Origin of the sequence: Stenotrophomonas sp. LGBM10 (genome assembly GCF_046736075.1) — a bacterium.
Lineage (GTDB): Bacteria > Pseudomonadota > Gammaproteobacteria > Xanthomonadales > Xanthomonadaceae > Stenotrophomonas.
The window spans coordinates 3,785,451-3,798,716 of record NZ_CP177163.1 but is presented as its reverse complement, the minus strand read 5'-3'; the positions used below and the strand labels follow the sequence as shown (position 1 = coordinate 3,798,716).

At 67.6% G+C, this 13,266-nt stretch carries 15 protein-coding genes; all 15 read left to right on the top strand.

The window, feature by feature from the left end:
• The first annotated feature begins 1 nt into the window (after position 1).
• The 15 genes from ACLB90_RS16565 (at position 2) to rnt (ending at position 13,231) form a co-directional block, all read left to right on the top strand.
• Entirely contained in the window at positions 2-361 is a 360-nt protein-coding gene (locus ACLB90_RS16565) for a hypothetical protein (protein ID WP_411852781.1), read from the top strand.
• Complete coding sequence (gene nth / locus ACLB90_RS16560) at positions 361-1,035, top strand: endonuclease III (protein WP_411850489.1); 675 nt, start codon at positions 361-363, stop codon at positions 1,033-1,035. The genes ACLB90_RS16565 and nth overlap by 1 nt, the downstream gene beginning before the upstream one ends.
• Before the next feature lie 181 nt (positions 1,036-1,216).
• Positions 1,217-2,428: an OprO/OprP family phosphate-selective porin gene (locus ACLB90_RS16555; RefSeq protein ID WP_411850488.1), complete on the top strand. Its 1,212-nt coding sequence runs from the start codon at positions 1,217-1,219 to the stop codon at positions 2,426-2,428.
• A 114-nt stretch (positions 2,429-2,542) separates the two neighbouring features.
• Entirely contained in the window at positions 2,543-3,316 is a 774-nt protein-coding gene (locus ACLB90_RS16550; RefSeq protein ID WP_411850487.1) for a hypothetical protein, read from the top strand.
• Between the two features lie 199 nt (positions 3,317-3,515).
• Positions 3,516-4,535: a phosphate ABC transporter substrate-binding protein PstS gene (pstS, locus tag ACLB90_RS16545; protein ID WP_411850486.1), complete on the top strand. Its 1,020-nt coding sequence runs from the start codon at positions 3,516-3,518 to the stop codon at positions 4,533-4,535.
• A 465-nt stretch (positions 4,536-5,000) separates the two neighbouring features.
• Entirely contained in the window at positions 5,001-6,092 is a 1,092-nt protein-coding gene (pstS, locus tag ACLB90_RS16540; protein WP_411850485.1) for a phosphate ABC transporter substrate-binding protein PstS, read from the top strand.
• 80 nt (positions 6,093-6,172) lie between these two features.
• The gene (pstC, locus tag ACLB90_RS16535; RefSeq protein WP_411850484.1) at positions 6,173-7,141 is read left to right on the top strand and encodes a phosphate ABC transporter permease subunit PstC; all 969 of its coding nucleotides are present in this window, start codon (positions 6,173-6,175) and stop codon (positions 7,139-7,141) included.
• The gene (pstA, locus tag ACLB90_RS16530; protein ID WP_411850483.1) at positions 7,141-8,016 is read left to right on the top strand and encodes a phosphate ABC transporter permease PstA; all 876 of its coding nucleotides are present in this window, start codon (positions 7,141-7,143) and stop codon (positions 8,014-8,016) included. Before pstC ends, pstA begins: the two co-directional genes overlap by 1 nt.
• A 19-nt stretch (positions 8,017-8,035) precedes the next feature.
• Entirely contained in the window at positions 8,036-8,866 is an 831-nt protein-coding gene (gene pstB, locus ACLB90_RS16525; RefSeq protein WP_411852780.1) for a phosphate ABC transporter ATP-binding protein PstB, read from the top strand.
• Positions 8,867-8,939: 73 nt separating this feature from the next.
• Positions 8,940-9,647, top strand: a complete 708-nt coding sequence (gene phoU, locus ACLB90_RS16520; RefSeq protein WP_411850482.1) for a phosphate signaling complex protein PhoU — start codon at positions 8,940-8,942, stop codon at positions 9,645-9,647.
• A 358-nt stretch (positions 9,648-10,005) separates the two neighbouring features.
• Complete coding sequence (locus tag ACLB90_RS16515) at positions 10,006-10,380, top strand: hypothetical protein (protein ID WP_411850481.1); 375 nt, start codon at positions 10,006-10,008, stop codon at positions 10,378-10,380.
• Positions 10,367-11,239, top strand: a complete 873-nt coding sequence (locus ACLB90_RS16510) for a DUF692 domain-containing protein (protein WP_411850480.1) — start codon at positions 10,367-10,369, stop codon at positions 11,237-11,239. The genes ACLB90_RS16515 and ACLB90_RS16510 overlap by 14 nt, the downstream gene beginning before the upstream one ends.
• Positions 11,232-11,987 carry a DUF2063 domain-containing protein gene (locus ACLB90_RS16505; protein WP_411850479.1) on the top strand — a complete coding sequence of 252 codons (756 nt, stop codon included), beginning with the start codon at positions 11,232-11,234 and terminating at the stop codon, positions 11,985-11,987. The genes ACLB90_RS16510 and ACLB90_RS16505 overlap by 8 nt, the downstream gene beginning before the upstream one ends.
• Positions 11,988-12,009: 22 nt before the next feature.
• Positions 12,010-12,519 (top strand): DoxX family protein, encoded by a 510-nt coding sequence (locus tag ACLB90_RS16500; protein WP_411850478.1) that lies wholly within the window; start codon positions 12,010-12,012, stop codon positions 12,517-12,519.
• A gap of 103 nt (positions 12,520-12,622) precedes the next feature.
• Entirely contained in the window at positions 12,623-13,231 is a 609-nt protein-coding gene (gene rnt / locus ACLB90_RS16495; RefSeq protein ID WP_411850477.1) for a ribonuclease T, read from the top strand.
• The last annotated feature ends 35 nt before the right edge of the window (positions 13,232-13,266 follow it).

Here is a 13,266-nt window from a genome sequence, read left to right as displayed (position 1 = left end):
GATGGCCAACGACCCTGCCCTGCCCGCGCGGCTGTTGATGCTGCTGCTGGACGATGACGTGGACGGCGCGCTCGCGGCCGGCCTGATGGAGTACGTGCCGCATCCCGACGATGCGCAGCGGCTGCCCGGCCACCCGGACCTGCCCGTGCGCCTGCTGCAGGCCCAGCAGCAGCTCACCCGTGCGTGGGCCGCACGCGAGCGCTACCGCCAGCGCGCGGTGCGCCTGGGCCGCCGTGCCGCCGAACGCGACGCGCGCCGTGCACCGGCGGCGACCACGCCGGACGCGAAGCCGGCATTGCCGTCGGCCGCGGCTGCCATCCTTGCCCGCGCCAAGGCCAGGGCGGCCGGGCACGGCGCCTGATGGCCGTCGTCAGGAAGGCAGCGGCGCGCACCGCACGCATGCCCAAGGCCGATGTGATCGAGATGTTCACGCGACTGCGCGAACTCAATCCGCATCCGCGTACCGAGCTGGAATACAGCACGCCGTTCGAACTGCTGATCGCGGTGGCATTGTCGGCGCAGGCCACCGACGTGGGCGTCAACAAGGCCACGCGCAAGCTGTTCCCGGTGGCCAACACGCCACAGGCGATGCTCGCGCTGGGCGAAGACGGCTTGAAGAAGTACATCGCCACCATCGGCCTGTTCAACGCGAAGGCGAAGAACGTGATCGCCACCTGCGCACTGCTGATCCGCGATCACGGTGGCGACGTGCCGCGCGATCGTGCCGCCCTCGAAGCGCTGCCTGGCGTTGGCCGCAAGACGGCCAACGTGGTGCTCAACACCGCCTTCGGCGAGCCGGTGATGGCGGTGGACACGCACATCTTCCGCGTGTCCAACCGCACCGGGCTGGCGCCGGGCAAGGACGTGCGCGCGGTGGAAGACCTGCTGGTCAAGGTGATCCCCGCCGAGTTCCTGCTCGACGCACACCACTGGCTGATCCTGCACGGCCGCTACGTGTGCAAGGCACGCAAGCCGGACTGCCCGCAGTGCGTGATCCGCGACCTGTGCCGCTACAAGGAAAAAACCGCCGCCTGAACCCCGGCGGCGATTGCCATCTCCACGCAACCCGGCGGTCATCTGCGCCGGGCATTCATGCAAAGCCCTGCTGGGCCGCGGGGTCCGGCGGACGACGGTTTGTCCGAAACTGTCACATTTACGCAATCTTCACTTATTAGCCTGCGCAGCATCTTCCCACCTGCCTGCAAGGCTCCTTTCCATGAAACTGCATCGCCAACTTCTTACTGCGGCCGTGGCGGCTGCGCTGTTCGTGCCGGCCGCTCACGCTGAAGTGGCCATCGATGTGATCGGCGGTTCGGAGATCACCTTCGAAGGCCTGGTCCAGGCCGATGGCAACTGGTTCGACAACGATGTGACCGACCTCAACGGCGGCGATGCCGGCAACGGCAAGAACAGCGAGTTCGAGCTGCGTCGCGCCGAGCTGGTCCTCAAGGGCAAGGGCCCGGGCAATGTGGAATGGGTGGTGGGCTACGACGCCAAGGCCGACAAGTTCCTGGACACCAACCTGAAGTACAAGCTGGCCGGCAACGCCAACCACTTCGTGCAGTTCGGCCAGTTCAAGCAGCCCAACAGCCTGGAAGAACTGTCCAGCACCAAGAACAACGACTTCATCTCCAAGGCGGCGGTCACCAATACCTACGCAGTGGCCCGTCGCCTCGGCGGCGCCTATAGCATCGGCGACAACAACTGGTCGGTCACCGCCAGCGGCTTCGGCCGCGAACTGACCCGCAACCTGGCCCACGGCAGCGGCTACGGCGCGCGTGGTACCTGGGCCCCGATCAACGAGAAGGGCCAGGTCCTGCACTTCGGCCTGAGCTATGTCGACTACGACACCGACGCGGACACCCTGCGCGTGCGTGCCCGTCCGAACGCCGACCTGGCCACCGCACGCCTGGTCGACAGCGGCAACCTGGTCGACACCGACCGCGTCAGCACGCTGGGCGCCGAAGCGATGTACATCGGCGGCCCGTTCAAGGCGCAGGCCGAGTACTACACCAGCAAGGCCAAGCGTTACAGCCACGACAACTACAGCAGCGACGGCTTCTACGTCAGCGGCCTGTGGAACATCACCGGCGAAAGCTGGGGCTACAAGGGCGGCACCCCGACCACCGGCCTGCCGGACGAGCCGGGCCGCGGCATGTGGCAGCTGGGTGCGCGTTACGACCAGATGGACCTCAACGACGGCAACGTCAGCGCCAACCCGGTGGCCGGCCGTCCGCCGATCGTCGATGGCGTGCTGGGTGGCAAGATGAACATCTGGACGGTCGGCGTGAACTACTACTGGCGCTCCAACACCAAGTTCGCGCTGAACTACGTGATGGTGGACAGCAAGAAGTACAACGCGACCTCGCGTACCTTCGTCAACGACGACCCGAACATCCTCGAAGCGCGCCTGCAGTTCTTCTGGTAAGACCTGCGGCAACGATGCAACCGAAGGGCGCAGCCGTGGCTGCGCCCTTTCTGTTGGGCGTGTGCAGGGCCTACCCCGCGCGTATGCTGGACGCCGTTCCCCACGGATGGCCCGATGCGTTCCTTCCTCCTGCTGTCTGCGCTGGCCGCCGCCATCCCCGCCGTACACGCGCAGCAGTGCCCCGACACCACCGCCGCAGTCGAGCGTGCCTACGCAGTGCGCCCGGGCGACGTGCTCCCCGACCGCCCGGGCTGGCGCCGCGACCTGCAGGCAGGTACGTGCCGCATCTGGCCGGCGCACCCCGAACTGACGCTGCTGGCCGTCCCGATCTGGAATGACCGCGACAGCCTGCCGGACGCGCCTGACGGCGACCTCGAACTGATGGTGATCGACACCGCCGGCGGCGACACGCGCGCCTGGAGCGTGCTCCGCGGCGCCATCGACAGCGACGCCGTGCGTTTCGACGGCGTCAGCCTGGATACCGCCCGCTACCGCCTCGACGGCGCGCACTGGACATTCGGCGTGCGGACCCGGTTCACCGGCTCGTCCAGCCCCAACCCCTTTTCGGACACCCGGCTGCGCCTGGTCGCCTATGCGCCCGGCCACCTGCAGGTGCTGACCCAGCCGATCAGCGTGCAGATCGCCCAGGGCGAATGGGATACCCGCTGCGCCGGCGAGTTCCTGACCACCACGCGCACCCTTGAGGTCGGCCCGCCACGGGCACAGGGGTTCGCCGACCTGATCGTCCGCGAGCGGCAGGTGGCGCGACGCAGCGCCGTACGCGGCGATGCGTGCGTGGACAGCGAAACGCCCGCCATCCAGCGCAGCTACCGGCTGCGTCACGATGGCCGCGTCTACCCATTGCTGGATGCGCTCAGCCCGTACTGAGGGACCTGCCGCGTGCGCGGCAGTGCGTGACGCAGAGCACTTTGTGACCACCGCAGCCGCCCTGCGCCGGGCGTCGCGAGGCGTCGCCGCCCCCTGTCACGGTTGCGTCATATGACAGACGCTGCGCTGTCATCGAACCGTTATGGAATGGGCGCCGGGCGGGACACCCCGCACCGTCATCCATCCCAGGAGCCATCCCGTGATCCACGCCTTCAAGTCGCGCGCCGCCGTTGTCGTTCTCGCCGCGTCGTCCGTGTTTGCCGCCAATGCCGCCGATGTCACCGGCGCGGGCGCCTCGTTCATCTATCCGGTCATGTCCAAGTGGTCGGCCGACTACAGCACCGCCACCGGCAAGAAGGTCAACTACCAGTCCATTGGCTCGGGCGGCGGCATCGCGCAGATCAAGGCGGCGACCGTGGACTTCGGCTCCTCCGACGCCCCGCTGAAGCCGGAAGAACTGGCCTCGGCCGGTCTGGCACAGTTCCCGTCGGTGATCGGCGGCGTGGTCCCGGTGATCAACGTGGCCGGCATCGCCCCGGGCGCGCTGAAGCTGGATGGCCCGACCCTGGGCAACATCTTCCTGGGCAAGATCAAGACCTGGAACGACCCGGCCATCGCCGCGCTGAACCCGGGCGTCAAGCTGCCCGACGGCAAGATCACCGTGGTGCATCGTTCGGACGGTTCGGGCACCACCTTCAACTTCGTCAACTACCTCTCCAAGGTGAACCCGGAGTGGAAGACCAAGGTCGGTGAAGGCACCTCGGTCCAGTGGCCGGTCGGCATCGGCGGCAAGGGCAACGAAGGCGTCGCCGCGTACGTCAAGCAGATCAAGGGCGGCATCGGCTACGTCGAACTGTCCTACGCGCTGCAGAACAAGATGTCCTACGCCGCGATGAAGAACGCCGCCGGCAAGATCGTCCTGCCGAGCGACACCTCCTTCGCCGCCGCGGCCGCCAGCGCCGACTGGGCCAGCGCGAAGGACTTCTACCTGGTCATGACCAACGCTCCGGGCGCCGATGCGTGGCCGATCACCGCCACCAACTTCATCCTGGTGCGCAAGCAGCCCAAGAACGCCGCCAACGCCAAGGCCACCCAGGAGTTCTTCCGCTGGATCTACAAGAACGGCGATGCCCAGGCCAAGCAGCTCGACTACGTGCCGCTGCCGGACACCCTGGTCAAGCAGATCGAGACCTACTGGTCGCAGAACCTGAAGTACTGATGGCCCCTCACGGCCCACCGCCGTGACGCAACACGAGGCAACGGTGCCGTCGGGTCCTCTCTCCCCTGACGGCACCACCGGCGCGGATCGAAAGATCCGCGCTTTTTTTTTGAAGCGTTGGGCACGGTCTTCGATCAGGTTGCTCGCGAGCGTTCATTCCGGCACGCGCAGGCAAAACCGGAGCCAGGGGCAACGCCGGTGGATCGAGTGCCGGGGCGCCATACCCGTGGAGGCGAAGTAAAGGAGGAGGTATCGGCCGCAGGCCGACGCCGGGGGACATTCGCCGGAAAGGGTATGACGCCCCGGCGCTCGATTCACCGGCACCCGCTGTACCCCCCGCCAAGCCTTGCACGGCGGGGCTTGTGCGTGCCCCCGGTCACGACGTCATCAAGCTGTAACAAAAACATCATTTCATAGCAGCGTCAGCCGGCGAGCCCGGCCCCCTATCCCGCTACGGAGTGACGCATGAAACTGCATACGGCCGGCTTCGCCGCCCTTTCCCTGGCCATCGCGCTGGGTCTGTCTGCCTGCAAGCCGGCCGCCGAAGGCCAGGCCACCGCCCCGGCCGCTGGCGCGCCCGCCGCCGCGCCGGCTGCCGGCGACAAGCTGACTGCCGAAATCTCCGGCGCAGGCGCCTCCTTCATCTTCCCGCTGGTGTCCAAGTGGTCGGCCGACTACAACGCCGCCACCGGCGCCAAGATCAACTACCAGTCGATCGGTTCGGGTGGCGGCATCGCCCAGATCAAGGCCGGCACCGTCGACTTCGGCTCCTCCGACAAGCCGCTGAGCAGCGAAGAGCTGGCCCAGGCCGGCCTCGGCCAGTTCCCGTCCGCCATCGGCGGCGTGGTGCCGGTGGTGAACATCGAGGGCCTGGAAGCCGGCAAGCTGCGCCTGAGCGGCGCGCTGCTGGCCGACATCTTCCTGGGCAAGATCAAGACCTGGAACGACCCGGCCATCGTCGCCGCCAACCCGGGCGTGAAGCTGCCGGACGGCAAGATCACCCTGGTCCACCGTTCGGACGGCTCGGGCACCACGTTCAACTTCTCCAACTACCTGTCCAAGGTCAGCCCGGACTGGAAGAGCAAGGTCGGCGAAGGCACCTCGGTGCAGTGGCCGGACGGCGTGGGTGGCAAGGGCAATGAAGGCGTGGCCTCGTACGTGAAGCAGATCAAGGGCTCGATCGGCTACGTCGAACTGGCCTACGCCCTGCAGAACGGCATGCCGTACGCCTCGATGCAGAACGCCGCAGGCAACTGGGTGCAGCCGAGCGCCGACACCTTCGCCGCCGCAGCCGCCAGCGCCGACTGGGCCAGCGCCAAGGACTTCAACCTGGTCATCACCAACGCCCCGGGCGACCAGGCGTGGCCGATCACCGCCACCAACTTCATGCTGATGCACAAGCAGCCCAAGGATGCCCAGCGCAGCAAGGACACCCTGGCGTTCTTCAAGTGGGCCTTCGAGAACGGCCAGACGCAGGCCAACGAACTGCATTACGTGCCGCTGCCGGCCGAGCTGGTGACGCAGATCGAAGCCTACTGGGCTGCTGAATTCAAATGACAAACCGGGCCCGCGCATCGCGCGGGCCCTCCCTTGTCGCCACCACGCCGCACCCCACCTCTCGGGCCCCTGCCTTTCCCATGAATGCCATCGCCCAGCCTGTCCCCGCACCGTCCACCCGCGACCTGCGTGATGCCCGCAACGACACACTGTTCCGCTGGGTACTGATCGCCACCGTTGTCCTGGTACTGGTCGCCCTGGCCTGCGCCGCGCTCTCGATGCTGTGGGGCGGCCGCCATGCCCTGCAGGAGCAGGGCCTGAGCTTCTTCTACTCGTCCGAATGGAATCCGGTCGAAAACAAATTCGGCGCGCTCGCACCGATCTACGGCACCCTGGTCACCGCGCTGATCGCGATGGTCATCGCCGTGCCGGTCAGCTTCGGCATCGCCTTCTTCCTCACCGAAGTGGCCCCGCGCTGGCTTCGCGGCCCGGTCGGTACCGCGATCGAACTGCTCGCCGGCATCCCCTCCATCATCTACGGCATGTGGGGCCTGTTCGTGCTGGTGCCGGTGATGACGGAGTACGTCACCCCGTTCCTCAACGACCACCTCGGCACGCTGCCGATCATCGGCCCGCTGTTCCAGGGCCCGCCGCTGGGTATCGGCGTGCTCACCGCCGGCTTCGTGCTGGCGATCATGGTGATCCCGTTCATCTCCTCGGTGATGCGCGAAGTGTTCCTCACCGTGCCGACCCGCCTGAAGGAATCGGCGTACGCGCTGGGGTCCACCAAGTGGGAAGTGAGCTGGGACATCGTGCTGCCCTACACCCGTTCGGCGGTGATCGGCGGCATCTTCCTCGGCCTCGGCCGCGCCCTGGGCGAAACGATGGCAGTGGCCTTCGTGATCGGCAACAGCGTGCGCCTGTCGCCCTCGCTGCTCGAACCGGGCACCACCATCGCCGCGCTGATCGCCAACGATTTCGGTGAAGCCACCGAAACCTACCGCTCGGCACTGCTGCTGCTTGGCTTCGTGCTGTTCATCGTGACCTTCGTGGTGCTGGCAATCGCCCGCCTGATGCTGATGCGCCTGGCCCGCAAGGAGGGCAACTGATGTCCACCGTCGCCAATTCCGCCGCACAACCGCTGTACCTGCGCCGCCGCATCGTCAACGTGGTCGCGCTGCTGATGTCCTGCCTGACCGCGCTGTTCGGCCTGTTCTTCCTGGGCTGGATTCTGTGGACGCTGGCCTCCAAGGGCCTGGCCGGGATCAACCTGGACCTGTTCACCAAGATGACACCGCCGCCGATGCAGGACGGCGGCCTGGCCAATGCCTTCTTCGGCAGTGCCGTGATGTGCGGCCTGGCGATCGCGATCGGCACCCCGCTGGGCGTGCTGGCCGGCACCTGGCTGGCCGAGTACGGCAACGCCCGCAAGGCCGGCACCGTGGTGCGTTTCGTCAACGACATCCTGCTCTCGGCGCCGTCGATCGTGCTGGGCCTGTTCGTCTACACCCTGTACGTGATGCAGACCGGCGGGCAGTTCTCGGCATTCGCCGGTGCCCTGTCGCTGGCCTTCATCGTGCTGCCGGTGGTGGTGCGTACCACCGATGAAATGCTGCGCCTGGTGCCCTCGCAGATGCGCGAAGCGGCGCTGTCGCTCGGCATCCCGCAGTGGAAAGTGACCGTGCAGGTGCTGTACCGCAGTGCCGCCGCCGGCATCGTGACCGGCATCCTGCTGGCCCTGGCCCGCATTTCCGGCGAGACCGCGCCGCTGCTGTTCACCGCCTTCGGCAACCAGTACTGGAACAGCAACGTGTTCCAGCCGATGGCCTCCGTGCCGGTGGTGATGAACCAGTTCGCCGGCAGCCCGTATGAATCCTGGCAGGTGCTGGCCTGGGCCGGCGCACTGGTGCTGACCGTGTTCGTGCTGCTGGTCAGCCTCTCTGCGCGCGGCATCCTGCTGCGCAACCGTATCTCCCATGACTGACCTTTCCACGGACATCGCCATGAACGATCTCTCCAATGCCGTGCCGATGCAGCGCATCGTGGTTCCGGCCTCGCATGAAAACCTGCACACCCCGGCGCCGATCAAGCTGGCCGCACGCGGGCTGGATTTCTACTACGACAAGTTCCATGCGCTGAAGGGCATCGACCTGGAAATCCCGGAAAAGCGCGTCACCGCGCTGATCGGTCCCTCCGGTTGCGGCAAGTCCACCCTGCTGCGCATCTTCAACCGCATCTACGCGCTGTACCCCAAGCTGGAAGCGCGCGGCGAAGTGCTGCTGGACGGCGAGAACATCCTTTCGCCGAAGTACCCGATGAACCGCCTGCGCAGCAAGGTCGGCATGGTGTTCCAGAAGCCGGTGCCGTTCCCGATGACCATCTTCGAGAACGTCGCCTACGGCATCCGCCACCACGAGAAGCTGTCCAAGTCGGAGATGACCGACCGCGTCGAGCAGGCGCTGCGCCAGGGTGCGCTGTGGGACGAGGTCAAGGACAAGCTCAACCAGAGCGCACTGGGCCTGTCCGGTGGCCAGCAGCAGCGCCTGTGCATCGCCCGCGCGGTGGCACTGCGCCCGGACGTGCTGCTGCTCGATGAGCCGACCTCGGCACTGGACCCGATCTCCACCAGCCGCATCGAACAGCTGGTGGAAGAGCTCAAGCACGACTACACCATCGTCATCGTCACCCACAACATGCAGCAGGCCGCGCGCGTGTCCGACTACACCGCCTTCATGTACCTGGGCGACCTGATCGAACACGACCGCACCGAAGTGATCTTCTCGCAGCCCAACAAGCAGCAGACCGAAGACTACATCACCGGCCGCTTCGGCTGAGTCTGTCCCGGCACCCTGCGCGGCAACGGCAACGGCAGCCGGGCAGAGCCCGGCTCTACAACCTGGAATCACCATGAACAGTCCCAACGACCACATCGTCAAGAGCTACGACGAAGAACAGCAGCGCCTGGTGGCCGAGATCGTGCGCATGGGCGAAACGGCCGTCGCCCAGCTCGAAGCGGCGATGGACGTCATCGAGAAGCGCGACGAGAACGCCGCCCAGCGCATCATCGCCAACGATGAAGCCATCGACACCCTCGAACAGCAGATCAGCCACGACGTGATGCGCCTGGCGCTGCGTGGCCCGATGGCGCGCGACCTGCGCGAAATCCTGGCCGGCCTGCGCATTCCGGCCGACATCGAGCGCATCGGCGACTATGCCGCCAACGTCGCCAAGCGCTCGATCGCCCTGAGCAAGGTGCCGCCGCTGCCGCAGATCCAGGGCCTGCGCTCGCTGGGCCGGCTGGCCGCGCAGCAGGTGCGCCGTGCCATCGAGGCCTACCGCGACAACGATGCCGCCGCCGCCCTCGCCCTGCGCGACGACGATGCCCGGCTGGACGCGCAGTACACCGCGCTGTTCCGCGAGCTGCTCACCTACATGATGGAAGACCCGCGCAACATCACCCCCTGCACCCACCTGCTGTTCATGGCCAAGAACCTGGAGCGCGTGGGCGACCATGCCACCAACATCGCCGAGAACGTGTGGTTCCTGGTGCACGGTGAGCAGGCCCTGCCGCCGCGCGAGAAGCGCGACGAGACCAGCAGCACCGATCACGTCTGAGGTGTCCTGCCAACGCAGGGCGAACATGCCGCGGCCTTCGGGTCGCGGTTTTTTTTTGGGGATCTGCGCCCCGGCGCCCCCATCGAGCGCCGGGGCGCGCGCGGCGGGCGGATGGCCGGGCGCTGGGCCACGTGTCGAGACTGATGGCGCCTCACAGAAGCCGGCCAGCGGCCGGCACTACGTGGGGGGGCGGACACCAACGTTCCTGTTGCCTTGCCATGATGGGAATCCCCCACACTTCACGAAACATTGAAGGCTGTGTGAGGATTCGTTGAGCCGGCTCTGGCCATCATGGCCGCACCTGCTGCCCCCACCTGCAGCCATTCCGGGCACTGGCCCATACCAAGGAGCACCATTGATGAGCACATCCACCCGTTCGCTGTCCCTGTTGGCCGCCACCGCCCTGGCCGCTGGCCTGGGCGCCACCTCATCGGCCGCTGCGTTGAGCATGACCGACCTGGCGCAGGGCTACCTGGTTGCAGGACAGGCCGCCGCCAAGACCGCCGAAGGCAAGTGTGGCGAGGGCAAGTGCGGCGCGCATGGCGCCAAGGGCGAGGAGAAGGCCGGCACCACGGCGGCCGGCAAGACCGCCGAGGGCAAGTGCGGGGAAGGCAAGTGCGGTGCCGACAAGGGCAAGGCGAAGGCCAAGGCAGCCGACACCAAGGCGCCGACTGCGGCCGGCAAGACCGCCGAAGGCAAGTGCGGCGAAGGCAAGTGCGGTGCCAAGCACTGATTCCCCCGCCACCGCGCTGCCCCGGTCGCCGCTCCCTGCGGCGGCGGCCGGACTCGGGCTGCGCCGTGCACTGCTGCAGGACCTGCACGACGCCCCCGACGGCGATCTCGATTTCCTCGAGTGCGCGCCGGAGAACTGGATCGGTGTGGGCGGCCCGGCCGGCGAGCAGTTGGCCGAACTGGCGCGGCGCCATCCGCTGAGCTGCCACGGCCTGTCGCTGTCGCTGGGCAGCACCGCGCCGCTGGATACCGCGCTGCTGCAGCAGGTCGGCCGCTTCCTGGACCAGCATCGCGTGCCGCTGTACAGCGAACACCTGAGCTACTGCAGCGATGACGGCCACCTGTACGACCTGCTGCCGATACCGTTCACCGACGAAGCCGTGCGCCATACCGCCGCGCGCATCGCCCGCGTGCAGGATCTGCTGGGCCGGCGCATCGCAGTGGAGAACGTGTCCTACTACCTGGCACCGGAGCCGGCGATGGACGAACTGGCGTTCACCACGGCCGTACTCGCCGAGGCTGACTGCGATCTGCTGCTGGACGTCAACAACGTCTACGTCAACGCCTGCAACCACGGCTACGATGCCGACACCTTCATCGCCGGCCTGCCCGCACAGCGCATCGTATGCCTGCATGTGGCCGGCCACCTCGACGACGCCGACGACCTCAAGATCGATACCCACGGCAGCGCGGTGATCGATCCGGTATGGGACCTGCTGGGCCGCACCTATGCACGCATCGGCGTGCGCCCCACCCTGCTCGAACGCGACTTCAACTTTCCGCCCTATCCGGAACTGCGCGACGAACTGCGCGTCATCCGTCGCCTGATGGCCGCGCACGGCAAGGTGTGCAATGACTGACGCTCCCTGCCGCCTGCACGCCCAGCAGCAGGCATTCACCGCCCACCTGCGCGACCCGGAGCGCGTGGCTGCGCCGGCCGGCCTGGACCCGCGCCGGCTGGGCGTTTACCGGCGGCTGGTGTTCAACAACCTGCTGGGGCTGCTCGGCAATGGCTTCCCGGTGTGCGCGCGGCTGCTCGGCGAAGGGGCCTGGACCACGCTGGTGCGCCACTTCCTCGCCGGCCACCGGGCGCGGACACCGCTGTTCACCGAACTGGCCGCCGAATTCGTGCAGTGGCTGCAGGACCAGCCGACGCTGCCGCATCCGGCGCTGGCCGAGCTGGCGCATTACGAATGGGCGGAAACCGCGCTGTACCAGCTCGCCGCCAACCCGTTGCCCGTTGCCACGGGTACCGACCCGCTGGATGCGCCCCTGCAGCGCTCCCCGCTGGCCTGGCCCCTGCTCTACCACTGGCCGGTGCATCGGCTCGGCAGCGCCGATGCACCGGCCCAGCCGCCCACCGATCCCACCGGGCTGCTGGTCCGGCGCGATGCGGACGGCCACGTGCGCTTCGCGGCGATCAGCCCGCTGGCCGCCCACCTGCTCGAGCGCATCGGTCAACAGCCCGGCCAGACCGGACGTGCCCACCTGCAGGCGTTGGCGCAGGCACACGGCCTGCCCATCGATGCGCTGCTGGCCGACGGTGCCACGCTCCTGCAGCAGTTCCTGGACGTCGCCGTGATCGGCCCCCTCCCTCTGCCCGCCTGACCCCACCCCGGAGTTCCCATCGATGAAGACACTGCACCGGGTCGCCCTGCGCGACCGGCTGGATCGGCTTGCGCCCTGGATCGCCCCGCTCGGCCTGCGCCTGCTGCTGGCCTGGGAGTACCTGGAGTCCGGCCGCGAGAAACTGCACGGCCAGAACTGGTTCGGCGATCTGCAACAGGCGTTTCCGTTCCCGTTCGACCAGCTGCCGGCCAGCGTCAACTGGCAGTTGGCGATCGGGTTTGAACTGGTCGGGGCGATCTGCCTGCTGCTTGGGCTGGGCACCCGGCTGGCCGCCGGCAGCCTGCTGGTGCTGACCGTGGTGGCGACCTGGGCGGTGCACTGGCCGATGCACTGGAACGGACTGGGCGAGCTGTGGCAAGGCTATGCCATCACCGACCAGGGGTTCGGCAACTTCAAACTGCCGCTGCTGTTCATGGCCATGCTGCTGCCCTTGGCGCTGCAGGGCGCCGGCCCGTTGAGCATTGACCACCTGCTGCGCTGGCGTCCGGAACGCCGTCCGGCGACAGCCTGAGCGGCGGGGCCGTACAGGCCCCCTCTGCTAGAATCCACGGATGAACGATGCCGCCTTGCCCCCTGCCGCCGCCGAAACGACTGCCCCCGCGGCGAACCTGGCAATGGCCCAACGTTTCCGTGGTTTCCTGCCCGTCGTGGTCGACGTGGAGACCGGCGGCTTCGACTGCAACCGCAACGCACTGCTGGAAATCGCCGCAGTGCCGATCGAGATGGACGAGAACGGCCTGCTGTATCCCGGCCAGACCGCCAGCGCCCACGTGATTCCGGCCGAAGGGCTGGACATCGATCCGAAATCGCTGGAAGTGACCGGCATCATCCTCGATCACCCGTTCCGCCTGGCCAAGACCGAAAAGGACGCCCTCGACCACATTTTCGCGCCCGTCCGCGCCGCCGTGAAGAAGTACGGCTGCCAGCGCGCGATCCTGGTCGGCCACAACGCACATTTCGATCTGGGCTTCGTCAACGCCGCGGTCAACCGCACCGGCCACAAGCGCAACCCGTTCCACCCCTTCAGTGTGTTCGACACGGTGACCCTGGCCGGCGTCGCCTACGGCCAGACCGTGCTGGCACGCGCGGCCAACGCCGCCGGGCTCGGCTGGGACGCCGACGAAGCGCATAGCGCGGTGTACGACACCGAGCAGACCGCCAAGCTGTTCTGCACGATCGCCAACGCCTGGCCGCGCCCCTTGACCACCGCCGCGCCGCGCTGACAGGCGCCGCGCCACGCGCGGCGTTCCCCGCGCAC

Excerpts from the sequence above, each read along its gene's own strand:
- pstC (WP_411850484.1), top strand. The coding sequence starts at position 6,173 with ATGAATGCCATCGCCCAGCCTGTCCCCGCACCGTCCACCCGCGACCTG.
- ACLB90_RS16555 (WP_411850488.1), top strand. The coding sequence starts at position 1,217 with ATGAAACTGCATCGCCAACTTCTTACTGCGGCCGTGGCGGCTGCGCTG.
- rnt (WP_411850477.1), top strand. The coding sequence starts at position 12,623 with ATGGCCCAACGTTTCCGTGGTTTCCTGCCCGTCGTGGTCGACGTGGAG.
- ACLB90_RS16515 (WP_411850481.1), top strand. The coding sequence starts at position 10,006 with ATGAGCACATCCACCCGTTCGCTGTCCCTGTTGGCCGCCACCGCCCTG.
- ACLB90_RS16550 (WP_411850487.1), top strand. The coding sequence starts at position 2,543 with ATGCGTTCCTTCCTCCTGCTGTCTGCGCTGGCCGCCGCCATCCCCGCC.
- pstA (WP_411850483.1), top strand. The coding sequence starts at position 7,141 with ATGTCCACCGTCGCCAATTCCGCCGCACAACCGCTGTACCTGCGCCGC.
- pstS (WP_411850485.1), top strand. The coding sequence starts at position 5,001 with ATGAAACTGCATACGGCCGGCTTCGCCGCCCTTTCCCTGGCCATCGCG.
- nth (WP_411850489.1), top strand. The coding sequence starts at position 361 with ATGGCCGTCGTCAGGAAGGCAGCGGCGCGCACCGCACGCATGCCCAAG.
- ACLB90_RS16505 (WP_411850479.1), top strand. The coding sequence starts at position 11,232 with ATGACTGACGCTCCCTGCCGCCTGCACGCCCAGCAGCAGGCATTCACC.
- phoU (WP_411850482.1), top strand. The coding sequence starts at position 8,940 with ATGAACAGTCCCAACGACCACATCGTCAAGAGCTACGACGAAGAACAG.
- ACLB90_RS16500 (WP_411850478.1), top strand. The coding sequence starts at position 12,010 with ATGAAGACACTGCACCGGGTCGCCCTGCGCGACCGGCTGGATCGGCTT.
- pstB (WP_411852780.1), top strand. The coding sequence starts at position 8,036 with ATGAACGATCTCTCCAATGCCGTGCCGATGCAGCGCATCGTGGTTCCG.
- ACLB90_RS16565 (WP_411852781.1), top strand. The coding sequence starts at position 2 with ATGGCCAACGACCCTGCCCTGCCCGCGCGGCTGTTGATGCTGCTGCTG.